The organism is Polaromonas sp. CG_23.6, assembly GCF_029892315.1.
In the GTDB taxonomy this organism is placed as follows: Bacteria; Pseudomonadota; Gammaproteobacteria; order Burkholderiales; family Burkholderiaceae_C; genus Polaromonas.
Genome location: NZ_JARXUY010000001.1, coordinates 2996684 through 3010081 on the forward strand (window position 1 = coordinate 2996684; position 13398 = coordinate 3010081).

Sequence of the window (13398 nt, forward strand, 5' to 3'; positions counted from 1 at the left end):
AGCGACAGTCGGTGGTTTGTTGTGCCGCCGAAAATATGCCTTGTCCAATCTACCGGCCTGTTCCGGAAGAGCAATGAAAACCAGTCCTTGCGCCAGAACCCCGAACCCACCCACAGACAAGGCCCCGTAAAGTTTGATCTTTGCAAGGTTTTTCTGGTCAAATTTTCATGGAAAAACAAGACGCAAGAAACCAAACACTGGAGCGACTGCACGAGCGGCGCAAGCAAGTCGTGCCAATGACGGGACTGAGCTACCCGACAGTGCGCTCGGCCATTGAGCAACGCGCCAAGGCCCAGGGGGGGTGAGATTCACTGGGGCGATGAAACAGCCTTGGTCAATACCGACGTGCGGGGCAGAAGCTTCTCGCCAGCGGGCAAAACCCCGGTGGCCATGGCGGTAGGCGGCACGCGCCACAAACTCTCAATGATCACTACAGTTACAAGTCAGGGGAAAACGCGATGGATGATCATTGATGAGGCGTTTGATGCCGGAAAACTCATCGAATTTTTGCCGGCCTTGACCCAGGATGCAGGCAAGAAGGTGTTTTTGATTCTGGACAACCTGCGGGTGCATCACAACCGCATGGTGAAGGCCTGGGTAGCTGAGCGGCATGATCAGATTGAACTGTTTTACCTGGCCCGCTACAGCCCGCAGCTCAACCCGGAAGAACGGCTCAACGCAGACTTGAAACAGGAAATGGGCAAACGTGTGCCCGTCAGAACCAAGGCGTAAATTACGCGAAGCTGCCAACGATCACATGGCGATGCTGGAGCAAAACCCTGAACGTGTTGTGGCCTAATTCTAGGATCGTCTGGTTCACTATGCAGCTTAAAACTTCAGAGTTTTTGCGGAACAAGTCCTGAACGCACAACGCGGACAGAAATAGTCCCTGGATGCTTTTGAAGAAGTTATTTTTCTTGGGCTTTGCTACAACCGCATCGACGGCTTCCATGCGTTTGCAGACATGGCCGTGGCGACGCCAGGACTTAAGCTGCACTCAAAAATTTTGAGCATGTCACTGACAGCTTGGTAAATCGGCATCGAGACCATTCAAGCCGCCGCGCGAAAACCATGACGGCGCCGAGGGGCGAGTTCGTCGTTGTAGACGCACACGCAATGTTGGGATTTCAATTTTGCCATGCCGATGTAGATGGACAAATACACGAAATCACTTGAGCCAATCGGAAAGCAAGGCCGCAGTACCCACGATTCCAACGATTGCCGAATCCGGCCTGCCGAGCATTTGAGTCTCGGTCCGGCGTTCGCTGATGCTCACCAAACACTGCGCGAACGCGGAGCAGCCAAACATTGATTCCCTCATTAAGAAAAACGTGAGGCATTTTTGCGGTGTGAATTATCCTCGGTTGGATGATTACCACCCCTCCTCCCGCCGCCGCCGCTGGTGCTGCCACCAACCCCGCCAACCCCGCCAACGACATTACCGAACTCGATGCGGTCAGTCTCTCGCGCGCCATCCAGACGCGACAGCTGTCGTGCGTGGAAACGCTAAATGCGTTTTTAGACCAGGTGGCCTGGCTTAATCCGCGGGTCAATGCGCTGGTTGCTTTGCAGCCGGCAGAAGGACTGCGCCAGCAGGCACAGCAACTCGATGCAGAGCTCGCGCGGGGCAATTGGCGGGGACCGATGCATGGCTTTCCGCAGGCGCCCAAGGACATCATGCCGGCAAAAGGCATGGTCACCACCAAGGGTTCACCCATATTCAAGGGACAAGTGAGCAGCACCGACGCGGCAGTGTTCGAACGCGTGCGCCAGGGCGGTGCAGTGTTCATTGGCCGCAGCAACTCCCCCGAGTTCGGCTTGGGCGGCCATACCTTCAACAGCGTCTACGGCACCACCGGAAACGCCTTCAACCCTGACAAGACGGCGGGCGGCAGCAGCGGGGGGGCCGCCGTAGCAGTGGCGCTGCGCATGCTGCCGGTGGCCGACGGCTCAGACATGATGGGATCGCTGCGTACGCCGGCCGCGTTCAACAACGTTTACGGTATGCGCACCACGCCGGGCTGCGTGCCGCACGGGCCGACCGATGAGGTGTTCTTCCAGCAGTTCAGTGTGTCTGGACCGATGGCGCGCAACATTCCGGATCTGGCGCTGTTGCTGTCCGTGCAGGCTGGCTTCGATGCACGCTTGCCGCTCACGCGCCGCGATCAAGCCATCGACTTCACCGCGCCGTTGCAGCGCAGTTTCAAAGGCAGCCGTATCGGCTGGCTAGGCGACCTGGGCGGCCACCTCGCTATGGAGCCCGAGTTGTTGGCCCTGTGCGAACAAACATGTAAAACCTTTGAAACGATCGGCTGCCAGGTCGAGCCGGTGCTGCCAGCCTTCGACCTGGAGCGCCTGTGGCGCGCCTGGCTCACGCTGCGCAGCTTCAATGTGGCGGGCAGCAATGCGGCCCTGTACAACGACGTGGCCCAGCGCGCCCTGCTCAAGCCCGAAGCAGTGTGGGAGATCGAGCGCGGCCTGGCGCTCAGCGGGCCAGATGTGTTCAACGCGGCATGCGACCGCTCGGCTTGGTACCAGGTTCTGCGCGTCCTGTTCGAGACCTACGACTACCTGATACTGCCAGCGACCCAAGTGCTGCCGTTCGACGCCGCGCTGCACTGGCCCGCCCAGGTTAATGGCCGCAACATGGACACTTATCACCGCTGGATGGAGGTAGTGGTGCCCGCCACCATGGCAGGCCTGCCCGCTCTAAGCGTGCCGGCTGGCTTTAGCGTCAATGGCCTTCCCGCAGGCCTGCAAATCCTGGGGCCGACACAGGCCGACTGGTCGGTACTGCAAATTGGCCACGCCTATGACCAGGCCAGCGGGCACGCGCACGCGCGCAGCACGCTACTGGGTTGAAGCCTGTACATGATTCATCGTCTTTTTGTTTTTTGGTTCAATCCATGCGCGCCGTAGCCGTTCAAGCCGGGATCAAGGCCTTATGACCTGGAAAGACGCCACAAAGTGGTACAACGACTTTTGCTGAGCGCTTGCTGGCATTGGATTGATCTGCGAACAGTAGCAACCGTTAAATAGCAAAGCCAATTTTTTTTCTTTGCACAATTCGTACCAAGATTTTCACGATCTTGGCGTCAGTCGAATCGATTTAAAAGGCGGCGAAAACTTTTCTGTTGAATCGACAAACAAGTCGCCTTTCGCGTCTAAAGGTCACGCCAAATGACACGATTTTACTGGACCCTGTGCCAATCGCGGTGGCAGAGGCCCAAGGTTGGGTCGCTCAAAAACGATAGCCCTGGGTCAAATCAATTTCAGCGCCAACACGGGTCTTGATGAAGTACATGTGAGTTACAGCACTGGTGGCTAGGTTGGGTTGGGTTGTGCCTGTGGGTATGCACGTCTGGACATCTTCGTGATCGATACCAATGGCGTTGCCCTTTGGAGGTAGTTGAATCAATTTTCTGAAATTTGCTTGAGGCAACAGAACTTCTGCCTGAGGGTAAACACGTTTTCACAAGACACGATACGGTGAGATGCTTGGACTTATGCGGTCGCAGTTCCTACCCTTTGAAAATACAGGAGATATTTATGTCATTGAAGTCGCTCAAGCACGCGTTCGCTGTCCTGGGTTTGTTGCTCAACCCGCTGCTCCCAGGCGCCCAGGCGCAGCCGGCGCTTGGTGCCTGGCCGACCAAGCCGGTGAAGATCGTGGTGACCTTTACGCCAGGGGGCGCCCCTGACACCCTGGCCCGCATACTGGCCGACAAATGGAGCCAGTCGCTGGGCCAGACATTCACCGTGGACAACAAGCCTGGTGCTGGGGGCAACATCGGTGCCGACTTCGTGGCCAAAAGCCCCGGTGACGGCACAACGCTGCTGGTCGGCACGGTAGGCACCCACGCCATCAACCCGGCGCTGTACGCCAACATGCCGTACAACAACATCAAGGACTTCACACCCATCAGCTTTCTGGCGTCCACGCCTAATGTGCTGGTTGTCAACAACGCGGTGCCGGCCAAAAACGTACAGGAGCTGATCGCCCTGGCCGGCAAGACGCCGTTGACCTTCGGCTCTTCTGGCAGCGGCACATCGATTCACCTGTCTGGAGAGCTGTTCAACACCCTTGCGGGTGTGAAGATGCAACACATTCCCTACAAGGGCCGCGCGCAGGCCGTACCTGATCTGCTGGGCGGGCGTATCACCATGATTTTCGACAACATGCCTTCGGCTTTGCCGTTGATCAAGTCGGGCGAAGTGCGTGCCATTGCCGTCACCAGCGCGACCCGCTCGGCGGCCGCACCGACGATTCCAACGATTGCCGAGTCCGGCCTGCCGGGCTTTGAAGCCACGTCCTGGTTTGCCCTGCTGGCCCCCGCCGGACTGTCCCGGGAGGTGCAGGCCCGCATCAGCACTGAAACTGCCCGGGTGCTGGCGTTGCCCGATGTGCGCGAAAAGCTGGCGCTGTTGGGGCTGGACGCGGCACCGGGAACACCGGAAGCACTGGCTACATTCATCCAGAGCGAGACCATCAAATGGGCCAAAGTGGTGAAGGAGTCAGGCGCTAAACTGGATTGACGTGCAAGATTTTGGCGCTGTTCTGACTTTTCAAAAGCTTTCTGACCGGTCTTACTGATGATCCATATCGACGGCTTTTCCAGACCTGCTCGCCCGCTGCAAAACCAGAGATCGAATCAACGTACTCACCGAAGATGTCAAGGTCACTGCCCCATGTTTCCCGGATTGACTTGAAACAAAAGAGCGTTCCACCACCCAGCGCTGAGGTATCACTACAAAACATTCAGCGCGCGCGGCGCCACTGGCAGGCACAAAAGCGCCAAACTTCTCGGCCAGGTATTGCAAAAAAGCGCCGGACTCGCATACCCGCACCGGCTTTGCACCATTGATGGCCCATCAATGCAGGAATCTTTGAGTTTGGGTTCGCAGGCGATAAAGCTACTGCTGAACTTATCATCATCATGGATACAAATCAGCCAAACGTCGTGCTCGGTGCCGCTGTGGCCCAGCGCCAGCAGTTCACGCATGAACGTCACCTTGACACTACTGGGCGTTGCCAGTGCGTAACGCTGTAGGAGCGACTCCCGACTGGCAAGTCCTTGTAGTGCGTGGCATCAGCGATAGGCCGGTTAATGCTGGCGAACTTGCCGCCGCTTTCTTTGTCCCAAAGCCAGACTTTGGGTGGGACGTATTCGGTGGTGCACTTATAACGTGACCTTATTCATATCAAAAGCGCTCGACCCAGGGACGCACCTCGATCTCCCAGGACCAGGTGTTTCGCGGTTGCGTGAGTAGGTGCACATAGCTGGCAGCAATGGCGTCAGGGTCAAGTTGCGTGTCCTGGCCGTCATTGGGCGCGCCGGCAGGTCGGATGGAGCCGTCAACGACCACATGGGCGACATGAATGCCTTGTGGCGACAGCTCGCGCGCCATGCTTTGCGCCAAGCCGCGTAACGCAAACTTGCCCATCGCAAACGCGGCCGATTGCGCGTATCCCTTGACCCCAGCCGACGCGCCCGTGAAGAGCACCACGCCGTTTCGGTGAGGCAGCATGCGGCGCACAGCTTGCTGGGCAACGCGAAAAGCAGCGATCGCGGTCACGTCAACCGCCCGCGCGACAGCATCGGCATCCACCTCAACGAAAGCGCCGCGAACGCGTTGACTGGCGTTGTAAACAACAACATCCGGCGAGCCACCCAACGCCAGCGCAGCAGCGTCAAACAGAGCTTCAACTGAGGCTGCATTGCTTGCGTCAGCAACGAGCGGGACGGCGCCGGTTTCGGCCGCAATCGCCTCGAGTGGCTCACGCCTGCGCGCCGCTATCGCCACACGCATTCCACAGTTACCGGTAAAGGCGCGCGCCAAACTCGCGCCAAGCCCGGGGCCGGCACCAACAATCAACGCCCGCCGATACTGTGTATCACTCATGCGGCCGCCGGCGTGGCGAGTCGAGCGTTTTGTGGGAACATCACCTTGCGGGAGTCTTCGTCCATCTCGGTTTTGTAGGCGTGCTTGGTTTTCAGGGCTTCGGCACGCTGGGCAGCAGGGCGCGCATTGATCTCGTCGAGAAGTCGCTTGACGTTCGGTAGCGTCGCCCAGGCTTCAGCCCCCAGAATGAAGGGCACGGCGCGCGCCCAGCCCCACACGGCCATGTCTACGATGGTGTAGGTATCACCCAGCATGAAGCGGTGTTTTTCGAGTTGCGCGTCAATCAACGCCCAGTGGCGCTGCGCCTCGAAATCGTAACGGTTCACTGCGTAAGCCTTAGGTTCAGGCGCGAAATGTTTGAAGTGCACTGCTTGGCCTGAATAGGGGCCAACACCAGTGGCAACCAACATCAGCCACGACAGCATCTGGGCGCGCTGCGCAGGCGTGTTCTCCGGCAGGAATGCACCCGTTTTCTCAGCGAGGTAGATCAAAATAGCATTGCTGTCAAAGACAACAGCGTCTCCGTCAACCAGCGCCGGAGTTTTACCATTCGGGTTGATAGCGGTGAACTCAGGCAAGTGCTGATCTCCCTTGCGCGTATCCACTGGAACGACTTCGTAAGGCAGACCTGCCTCCTCAAGAAACAAAGCAACTTTGGCGGGGTTGGGGGACGGGTGGTAGTAAAACTTGATCATGGGGTTCCTTATCAGAGTTGTGCGATCGACTGCTGGAGCTTTTGCTAGGCTCTGGCAGTGTAAGTTTGTTATACGTTTAACCTTGGACACACTGCTTAAACCCTGATGGCCAAATCGAAAGCATCGTTTGCCGTCGGGTATTCCCGTGAGGAAATCAGTAAGCGAATGTCTGGAATCGGTACAGTTTGCAACTGGCGGCTCTTGGGCGAATGTGTGAATTTATCTGCCCAAGCCGAGGGACGGAAATCGCAGCAATACTGCCGCTCATCGTGAGAGCACAGACCGACGATAAAAGCCCAGACTCTAGATCTGATCGGCTCCAGCTTACCGCGATAAAGCTGTCGCTCGTATAAATGCGACTGTTAAAAACGTAGTCGTTATCCATCGATCCAGGCCGTGTTCAGAAAGTCAATGATGCCATTTCCTGGTGCCGGCGATATGCACAAAGCCCAGGAACGTGACGTCGAGCTTGTCATAGCGGGTAGCCACACGGCGAAAAACCTTCATGCGCTGGAAAAGGTTTTCCACCAGGTGGCACGCCTTATAGCGGTGCGTGTCCAGCACGCGTGGGTTCTTTTTGCGGTTGACCCGGCAGGCGATGATGATGTCCATTTCCTGCTTTTGTGCAGCCTGGACAATTTTGTCTGAGTCCTATGCCTTGTCTGCCAAAAGCGCCTTGGCCTGCAGCCCACCCAGCAGTTCGGGTACGGGTTTGGAGTCGTGACGCTGGCCTGCGGTCAGCACAAAGCGCAGCGGGTTGCCCAGCGCGTTGCATATGGCGTGGATTTTGGTGTTGCGCCCGCCGCGCGTGATGCCGATGGACTGTGGGCCGTTGGTTTTCCTTGCCCCTGCCGAGGATAGGTGCGCCCGGCAGCAGGTTGAATCCACCGTCATATCCTCCATGTCGGGCTGCTGCACGCCCTGGAAAAGGTGCTCGAAGTGCCCTTTTTTACACCAATACGCATAGCGTTGGTACAACTGCGTTCCATTCGCCCAGCCGCTCGGGCAGGTCGCGCCAGGGCGAGCCCGTGCGGGCCATCCACAGCAGGGCATCGAAAAACGCCCTCTAAGCCCCGCCGGGGCGGCCTTTGCAAGGCGGCATTGACGGCTCGATACGCTGCCATTGCGCATCGGTGAAGATGTGGCGTTCTTGAGTCATTTGGCTGCCCAAAACGGGGGATTACATCACTGCTCTAGCGCTCCAAAAAGCGTGCGGCGGTCATCTGAAGCTTTTTCTTCAGGTCGCACAACTTCAGCGCATCAAACTTTCCGATCACGGCCTAGCAAGCACGTAGTTCGTTACAACATATTGACCGATTGACCGATTGACCGATTGACCGATTGACCGATTGACCGATTGACCGATTGACCGATTGACCGATTGACCGATTGACCGATTACTTTGCCCTTGCCCTTGCCTTTGCATTTGCCTCTGCTGTCGCTTCCGCGAAGCGCATTGTTACTCCCTGCATTCGCAAACGATTCTTGCCGAAGTCGTAAAGGCCAAACCCGGAGTGCGACTGGAAATCGATTTGTTGCTGCTGCGGGTCGAGCAGGAAAATCACGTCATCCCGAAAACCCGCAGGCGTCTTAAAGACTGCCTTGACCATGCTCTCGTCCTTCTGATAGATGGTCGCCTCCGGAAAACTTGCCAGTGTCGCTTCAAGCAGTGCCAGTCCCTGCGCCCCGGTGCCGGTAAAACGCAGTGGCGACAGACCATTACTGGCACGCGAATTGACGCAATTCGTTGGAAGCACGCAGTTTATCCTCGGATCGATCTCGGTATTTTCCTGGGTCAGCGCTGGGAGCGTTGAGGCACAGCCAGCTGCGACCAACAGCGCAATGATGCTCAAAGTAATCTTGGGTTCGCGTTGCCGATACATCCATAGCTCCGTTCAATAGTAAATATCGTTATGGGGGATCAGCGCTTGCATTAAAACGAATCTAAAGAGTTCGCCCACGTTACAGCCGGCGCGCTGATAAGAGCTTACGGGTCAACGGCAGTTTGCGCTGCAACTGCAGCATCAAGATCGCTTCGTTGCCAGTCAGTCTGGAGACGGACAAAGTCCAGATTTGCAGGGCTTCGACTTCGCAAGCTGGATTGGGTCCACAGCTGACGTGTAATGCATCATTACAACGGCAGCGTCTGCGGCACGCGAAATTCGAGGGTGCGCAATGTTTGACAGCAATAGCCCTGGCAAAGCCGACTGGCGTGGTCTATGTTTAAGGGGCAAGGTCATTACGACAACGAATCAACACCCACCACGCTCGCATCTTCGGCCCCATGCCCTTGAGCAATAAGTTGGTCCATCCGCTGGGCAATGCCTGGCAGCACGGACATAGGGAGATCACCCGCAGTCTCCAACATCAGCCGCACATCCTTGCGAGCCATTGCCAATTCAAAGCTCACCGAAAAGTTGCCTTGGGCCATTTTCTTGCCGCGCCCAGCCACCATGGCGTTAAGGTCCAGCAGCTCCAGCAACTCGATCGCATCGTCCCCCTTGACGCCGCTGGCTTTGGCGATGGTGAGGATGTCAGCCAAGGTGGACGACATCCCAATGATCATGGCATTGCCAAACAGCTTGTTGACTGCTGCCAGGTCTTGACGCTCCCCAAGATATTCCAGGCGTGCAGTCATCCGCGCCAGATCACCTTTGACCTGCTCAAACAGGGCTTGAGGCCCTGCCACCATCATGGACCCCTGAGCAGCGAGGGCCGCTGCTGGCCCCATGAATACCGGACAATGCAGGTAGTTCACGCCCTCTGAATTCAGCCGCGCAGCGCGAGTCGCCGTACTGGCGGGCAGCGTGGTGGTGTGGTCCAGCACCAAGGCGCTGGGTGACAAGGCAGTTCGTGCGGCCGCCAGCACCTCTTCAACCACCGCATCGTCTTTCAGTATCAGATGAACCCGGGACGCGCCCCGGACGGCATCGGCAGGGGTTGCCGCGACCGCTATGCCGAACGCCTTAAGCGCTTCAGCCTTTTCGGATGACCGGTTCCAGACAGTGACGGTCTCGCCTCGCTTGGCCGCAGCTTCTGCGAACGCGCTGCCCAACAAACCGGTGCCAAGAAATGTGATGTTCGCCATGGAGTTTATCTTTCGTATTGGATAGGTACTGGGGTGCAAAAAGGTGACTGCTCACGCTATCTTATCGAGTGAAGCACATTCGCAGTTGAGTTGCTAACCGCAATATTTTGCGTCTTTACAACCAATGAACCATTAATCCGAAAAAGCCACGGGTAGTTTGTAAAAGATACAGTTGAGGCGATGAGCTTTGACAATACCGTCCGGACCATCCATCGCGGCAGGTTTGAACGCAACGTCCACGAAATCAAAATATGGTCCGGGTCAATATGCTCTACCCGTGGTCTTTCGCAAGGAGACTGGGCGGCAAAAGGATTCAAACAGGCGCGAATTGGTTCTTAGCCCGCTCATGCGGTCTGGCGCATGGAGAACGTGTCCGTCACCACCGTCGGCGCTATCTGCGAAGACCGGTCTCATCGGGCTCAGGGGCGTGATTTTTGCAATATGGGTCCGCTTTGCGACTCAACAGGCCCGCACCGCCCCATGCTGCGCAGATTGAGCGCCAGGCAGACGAGCTTGAACTCAGCTTTCGCCATTGCCAGTGAACTGCGCCTGGCGGCCAAACGGGTACATGTCTGAAAGCTTGCAAAGCCGACTTCAGGCGCACCGGTTGAAAGGGATTTCATGCGGCTTGCCGGCGGCAGCGACAATCGGGGGTTTGTTATGCCGCCGAAAATATGCCTTGTTCGATCAACCGGCCTGTTCCGGAAGAACAATGAAAACCCGCCCTTGCGCCAGAACCCTGAACCCAACTAACGGCTTACCGACAAAGCCAGCGAACTGAATGCAAAGAGAAAAATCCCCGGCCGTCCAACCCCCGGACAAGGCCGCGCTGCACACGCCGATGATGCACGGGTGCAGTTACCTCTGAAAAAATGTCTAGGAAATCAATTACTACGCCAATTCCTACGCCAATCTATGGCATTACCGGATGCAGATTGACCGATTGATCAATTCGGCAATTTCACAGCCGCCAAACGATGGCAATACATGGCCCACAGCAGCCGCTTTCAGCATCTTTGGATGAGTGGTTTTAGAGTGATCCAGGGTGTTTAAGGGACTTGACCAGATGTAACAATTCTGGCTCAAATAATAGAAAATTGGTACTATCGCGATGTTCAACAGCAAACCCAAGCTCACAATCAAGCCAAATGCAAGACTTTTCAATGTTCAACGAGCGCAAAGCAGCCCAAGCTGCCGCCTGCCTGCTGCATAAAGCAGGCGGGAAGTTGCCGTTGCTTAAGCTGATGAAGTTGATGTACTTGGCTGAGCGTCTTTCGATGCAGCGTTATGGCGACACCATCACTGGCGATTCCTTCGTTTCCATGCCCCATGGCCCCGTGCTATCAATGACCTACGATCATATGAACGGAGCTTTGCAGTCAAGAGAAGACGGATGGGATAAATGGGTTTCAGACCGTGCAGAAAATGCGGTTGCTCTTCGGGATGAAAGCATGATCCGTACGCCAGAGGAAGATCTTTTGGCATTGAGCGACACTGACTTGGAGTGCTTAAACGAGACTTGGTCAGAGTTTGGTCACTGGGATAAATACAAGCTCAGGGATTACACGCACTCTTCCGCCTGTCCTGAGTGGGAAGACCCTAAAGGCTCCAGCCGTCCAATTCCACCGGCGCGACTACTTAAAGCGGTCGGCTATCCGCCAGAGCAAGTAGAGATTCTGAACAAGCGACTGCACGAGCAGCGTTACATCAACGCAGCTTTCGCCTAAGGTTTATGTCCGAGGCCTGGAATTGCCAGAAGGGTGCAAGCCTTCTGATTCCCTCCGGCCCGGAGAACAAGAAACACCTGTTTGCCCTGATGCTGGACCCTGTGCTGGTGGACGGCTACGGTTCCAAGCCTCGTGTATTGCTGGCGTGCGTGACAAGCGTGCAGCATGGTATGCCAGGCGATGACTCTTGTTTGCTTGGGCCTGGCGATCATCCATTTATCGAACATGACAGCTATGTGGATTACCGATTTACGCGGCTTGAACCAGTAGAACATCTACAAGGCCGGGTGCAAGAAGGAACCTTCATCGCGAAGGAGCCATGCTCGTTGGAATTGATCAAGCGGATCATCCGAGGCGCACTGAAGTCTCGGCGAATTCCAAGAGAATTTAAGCTGCTTCTTGAGAAAGTGCTCTTCGATTGAGTGGCAGGCTCATCCGCCCGGCGGCTTTTTCGGCAGCCAGAGACTGATCCACATTATCATGATCGACATGGGGGTCATTTCAGGGCATCCCGGATGTGAATGGCGTCGGCCCTGCAACTGGCGTAGGCGATGTTGATTTTGTCTGCACTGGCTGTCTGGCTGAGAAGAAACTCAGTAAGCTCTCTTGATAAAAGCCCACCTGCTTCGGCATTGTCTCCAGCACGATCGCCGGTACCGGTGGGATCTGCACCTTGGGCGCCAGTACCACCACCCCCACATCCTGCAGCGTTGGGGTCGCGCAGCCGGCCAGCAGCACCGGCAGCAGCGCGCAGGCGGCCTTGAAGGTCAGCGACGGTTGTCTGGTTTTTCGCATCTTGCAGCTCCTGTGAGATTTTGAAATCGTTTAATGCCTGGGTGACGGCGTCTGACTTGGCCGTCTCGATGTCCAGAACGCGCTGCGATTCAGCTTTTTGCCGATCGACTTTTACCACCCACTCGGCCGTGGCCCGGTCATAGCCAATTTGCTGCCGGGCGGTGTCGAGCCACAGTGCGGCCAGTACTAACCCCACAATTGACACGCCCAGCACAAGCCAGCGCGTCGGGCTGAACCAGCTCACGCCAGCACCTGGATGCCCACACGCGCCCCAGCATCGGTGATCGTGATGACACGGTTCGCCAGCTTTTCCGGCGTGCGGGTCGAGACATGCACCCACTGCTTGCCCTTGATGCCTTCAAGGATCAATTGCCCGATGCCCAGCGTCGACACCAGCGGGGCCAGCAGACGGGCGACCTCAAAAGGCGAGCCGTAGCCTGGCGCGACGATGTCGGCCGCATGGCCCTGCGCATGGTCCGAGCTGGTGACGCCGCCCACCGCGTGGTTGACGCGCGGCGCGCGGTAGCCACTGGTGACAGTGACCGGCACGCCGAGCGTGGTGCGGATGCGCTCCAGCATCTCTGCCGTCAGTACAAGACGCGGTACCAGCTCGGGCGCGGGCGTGTTGTCCAGGCCCAGGCGCTGCGCGGTGGCGCTGGCCGTGAGTTCGGCCAGGGAAAAATGCTGCGTGAGTTTCATCGGGTTTCCTTGGATTGCTCAATGCCGAGCCGCTTTTCAATGATTCGCTGGCCGACGGTCTCGATCCAAGTCAGAGCCTTGACCCCGGCGTGGCCGCTCATGCCGACAATCGCAGATGTCAGCAACGGGTTGAAGTTGCTGTATTCACACAGCCAGAAGGCCACCAGTCCGGCGAAGGCGCTGACGCACAGCTCGCCGATCAGCGCCGACAGGTTCCAGGCCAGCAGCTCGCCGCGCCGGACTTTCATCCACCAGCTGGCCAGGCCGCCCAGTAGTGCCGTCGCCAGCACAATGCCGTATTCCTGCAGGCTGTAGCTGAGCGGCGTTTTAACGATGACTTCTGCCCAGACCGTGACCGGGATCAGCAGGTGCGCGCACAGCAAGATGGAAATAAATAAGCGCATGGCTATGGCCTTGCGTAGTTGAGGCTGCTGAGCGGCCTGGCAGCAGTGATGACGACTGAGCTCAGGCTGGTTTTAATCGACGAAAT

The 13398-nt window shown here is 57.1% G+C and carries 14 protein-coding genes and 2 pseudogenes; 5 read left to right on the forward strand and 11 right to left on the reverse strand.

What is annotated here, in order from left to right:
• Positions 1-272 precede the first annotated feature (272 nt).
• Positions 273-799 (forward strand): annotated as a pseudogene (locus H4V98_RS14125) (IS630 family transposase); the annotation flags it as partial.
• Here H4V98_RS14125 and H4V98_RS14130 read toward each other — a convergent pair.
• Positions 734-952: a hypothetical protein gene (locus H4V98_RS14130; RefSeq protein WP_196863648.1), complete on the reverse strand. Its 219-nt coding sequence runs from the start codon at positions 950-952 to the stop codon at positions 734-736. The pseudogene H4V98_RS14125 and the gene H4V98_RS14130 sit on opposite strands and share 66 nt — an antisense overlap.
• A gap of 416 nt (positions 953-1368) precedes the next feature.
• Here H4V98_RS14130 and H4V98_RS14135 point away from each other — a divergent pair, with 416 nt between their 5' ends.
• Both H4V98_RS14135 and H4V98_RS14140 read left to right on the forward strand, forming a co-directional pair.
• Entirely contained in the window at positions 1369-2862 is a 1494-nt protein-coding gene (locus H4V98_RS14135; protein ID WP_196863592.1) for an amidase, read from the forward strand.
• A gap of 687 nt (positions 2863-3549) precedes the next feature.
• Entirely contained in the window at positions 3550-4536 is a 987-nt protein-coding gene (locus H4V98_RS14140; protein ID WP_196863593.1) for a tripartite tricarboxylate transporter substrate binding protein, read from the forward strand.
• 219 nt (positions 4537-4755) lie between these two features.
• On the opposite strand, the pseudogene H4V98_RS14145 reads toward H4V98_RS14140, so the two are convergent.
• The 7 genes and pseudogenes from H4V98_RS14145 to H4V98_RS14175 all read right to left on the reverse strand — a co-directional run.
• Positions 4756-5197, reverse strand: a pseudogene (locus H4V98_RS14145) (glutathione S-transferase N-terminal domain-containing protein); the annotation flags it as partial.
• 5 nt (positions 5198-5202) lie between these two features.
• Positions 5203-5904: an SDR family NAD(P)-dependent oxidoreductase gene (locus tag H4V98_RS14150; RefSeq protein ID WP_196863595.1), complete on the reverse strand. Its 702-nt coding sequence runs from the start codon at positions 5902-5904 to the stop codon at positions 5203-5205.
• On the reverse strand, positions 5901-6599 hold the full coding sequence (locus tag H4V98_RS14155) for a glutathione S-transferase N-terminal domain-containing protein (RefSeq protein WP_196863596.1): 699 nt from the start codon (positions 6597-6599) through the stop codon (positions 5901-5903). Before H4V98_RS14155 ends, H4V98_RS14150 begins: the two co-directional genes overlap by 4 nt.
• Before the next feature lie 408 nt (positions 6600-7007).
• Positions 7008-7211: a transposase gene (locus H4V98_RS14160; RefSeq protein ID WP_196863597.1), complete on the reverse strand. Its 204-nt coding sequence runs from the start codon at positions 7209-7211 to the stop codon at positions 7008-7010.
• Positions 7212-7250: 39 nt separating this feature from the next.
• Positions 7251-7577 carry a transposase gene (locus tag H4V98_RS14165; protein ID WP_196863598.1) on the reverse strand — a complete coding sequence of 109 codons (327 nt, stop codon included), beginning with the start codon at positions 7575-7577 and terminating at the stop codon, positions 7251-7253.
• Between the two features lie 419 nt (positions 7578-7996).
• On the reverse strand, positions 7997-8482 hold the full coding sequence (locus H4V98_RS14170) for a DUF1499 domain-containing protein (protein ID WP_280757599.1): 486 nt from the start codon (positions 8480-8482) through the stop codon (positions 7997-7999).
• Between the two features lie 356 nt (positions 8483-8838).
• Positions 8839-9726 (reverse strand): NAD(P)-dependent oxidoreductase, encoded by an 888-nt coding sequence (locus H4V98_RS14175; protein WP_231374738.1) that lies wholly within the window; start codon positions 9724-9726, stop codon positions 8839-8841.
• 1124 nt (positions 9727-10850) lie between these two features.
• Here H4V98_RS14175 and H4V98_RS14180 point away from each other — a divergent pair.
• Together H4V98_RS14180 and H4V98_RS14185 are read left to right on the forward strand one after the other, a co-directional pair.
• Complete coding sequence (locus H4V98_RS14180; RefSeq protein WP_280757600.1) at positions 10851-11414, forward strand: Panacea domain-containing protein; 564 nt, start codon at positions 10851-10853, stop codon at positions 11412-11414.
• A gap of 5 nt (positions 11415-11419) precedes the next feature.
• A complete protein-coding gene (locus tag H4V98_RS14185) occupies positions 11420-11836 on the forward strand; it encodes a hypothetical protein (RefSeq protein WP_280757601.1) in 417 nt (138 codons plus the stop codon).
• A gap of 74 nt (positions 11837-11910) precedes the next feature.
• On the opposite strand, the gene H4V98_RS14190 is transcribed toward H4V98_RS14185, so the two are convergent.
• The 3 genes from H4V98_RS14190 to H4V98_RS14200 are packed head-to-tail and all read right to left on the reverse strand — an operon-like array spanning position 11911 to position 13312.
• Complete coding sequence (locus tag H4V98_RS14190) at positions 11911-12453, reverse strand: hypothetical protein (protein ID WP_280757602.1); 543 nt, start codon at positions 12451-12453, stop codon at positions 11911-11913.
• A complete protein-coding gene (locus tag H4V98_RS14195; RefSeq protein WP_280757604.1) occupies positions 12450-12908 on the reverse strand; it encodes a D-Ala-D-Ala carboxypeptidase family metallohydrolase in 459 nt (152 codons plus the stop codon). The genes H4V98_RS14190 and H4V98_RS14195 overlap by 4 nt, the downstream gene beginning before the upstream one ends.
• Complete coding sequence (locus H4V98_RS14200) at positions 12905-13312, reverse strand: phage holin family protein (RefSeq protein WP_280757605.1); 408 nt, start codon at positions 13310-13312, stop codon at positions 12905-12907. Before H4V98_RS14200 ends, H4V98_RS14195 begins: the two co-directional genes overlap by 4 nt.
• Positions 13313-13398: the final 86 nt, after the last annotated feature.

Coding starts and splice junctions, on each gene's coding strand:
- H4V98_RS14130 (WP_196863648.1), bottom strand. CDS start 952: ATGGAAGCCGTCGATGCGGTTGTAGCAAAGCCCAAGAAAAATAACTTC.
- H4V98_RS14135 (WP_196863592.1), top strand. CDS start 1,369: ATGATTACCACCCCTCCTCCCGCCGCCGCCGCTGGTGCTGCCACCAAC.
- H4V98_RS14140 (WP_196863593.1), top strand. CDS start 3,550: ATGTCATTGAAGTCGCTCAAGCACGCGTTCGCTGTCCTGGGTTTGTTG.
- H4V98_RS14150 (WP_196863595.1), bottom strand. CDS start 5,904: ATGAGTGATACACAGTATCGGCGGGCGTTGATTGTTGGTGCCGGCCCC.
- H4V98_RS14155 (WP_196863596.1), bottom strand. CDS start 6,599: ATGATCAAGTTTTACTACCACCCGTCCCCCAACCCCGCCAAAGTTGCT.
- H4V98_RS14160 (WP_196863597.1), bottom strand. CDS start 7,211: ATGGACATCATCATCGCCTGCCGGGTCAACCGCAAAAAGAACCCACGC.
- H4V98_RS14170 (WP_280757599.1), bottom strand. CDS start 8,482: ATGTATCGGCAACGCGAACCCAAGATTACTTTGAGCATCATTGCGCTG.
- H4V98_RS14180 (WP_280757600.1), top strand. CDS start 10,851: ATGTTCAACGAGCGCAAAGCAGCCCAAGCTGCCGCCTGCCTGCTGCAT.
- H4V98_RS14185 (WP_280757601.1), top strand. CDS start 11,420: ATGTCCGAGGCCTGGAATTGCCAGAAGGGTGCAAGCCTTCTGATTCCC.
- H4V98_RS14195 (WP_280757604.1), bottom strand. CDS start 12,908: ATGAAACTCACGCAGCATTTTTCCCTGGCCGAACTCACGGCCAGCGCC.
- H4V98_RS14200 (WP_280757605.1), bottom strand. CDS start 13,312: ATGCGCTTATTTATTTCCATCTTGCTGTGCGCGCACCTGCTGATCCCG.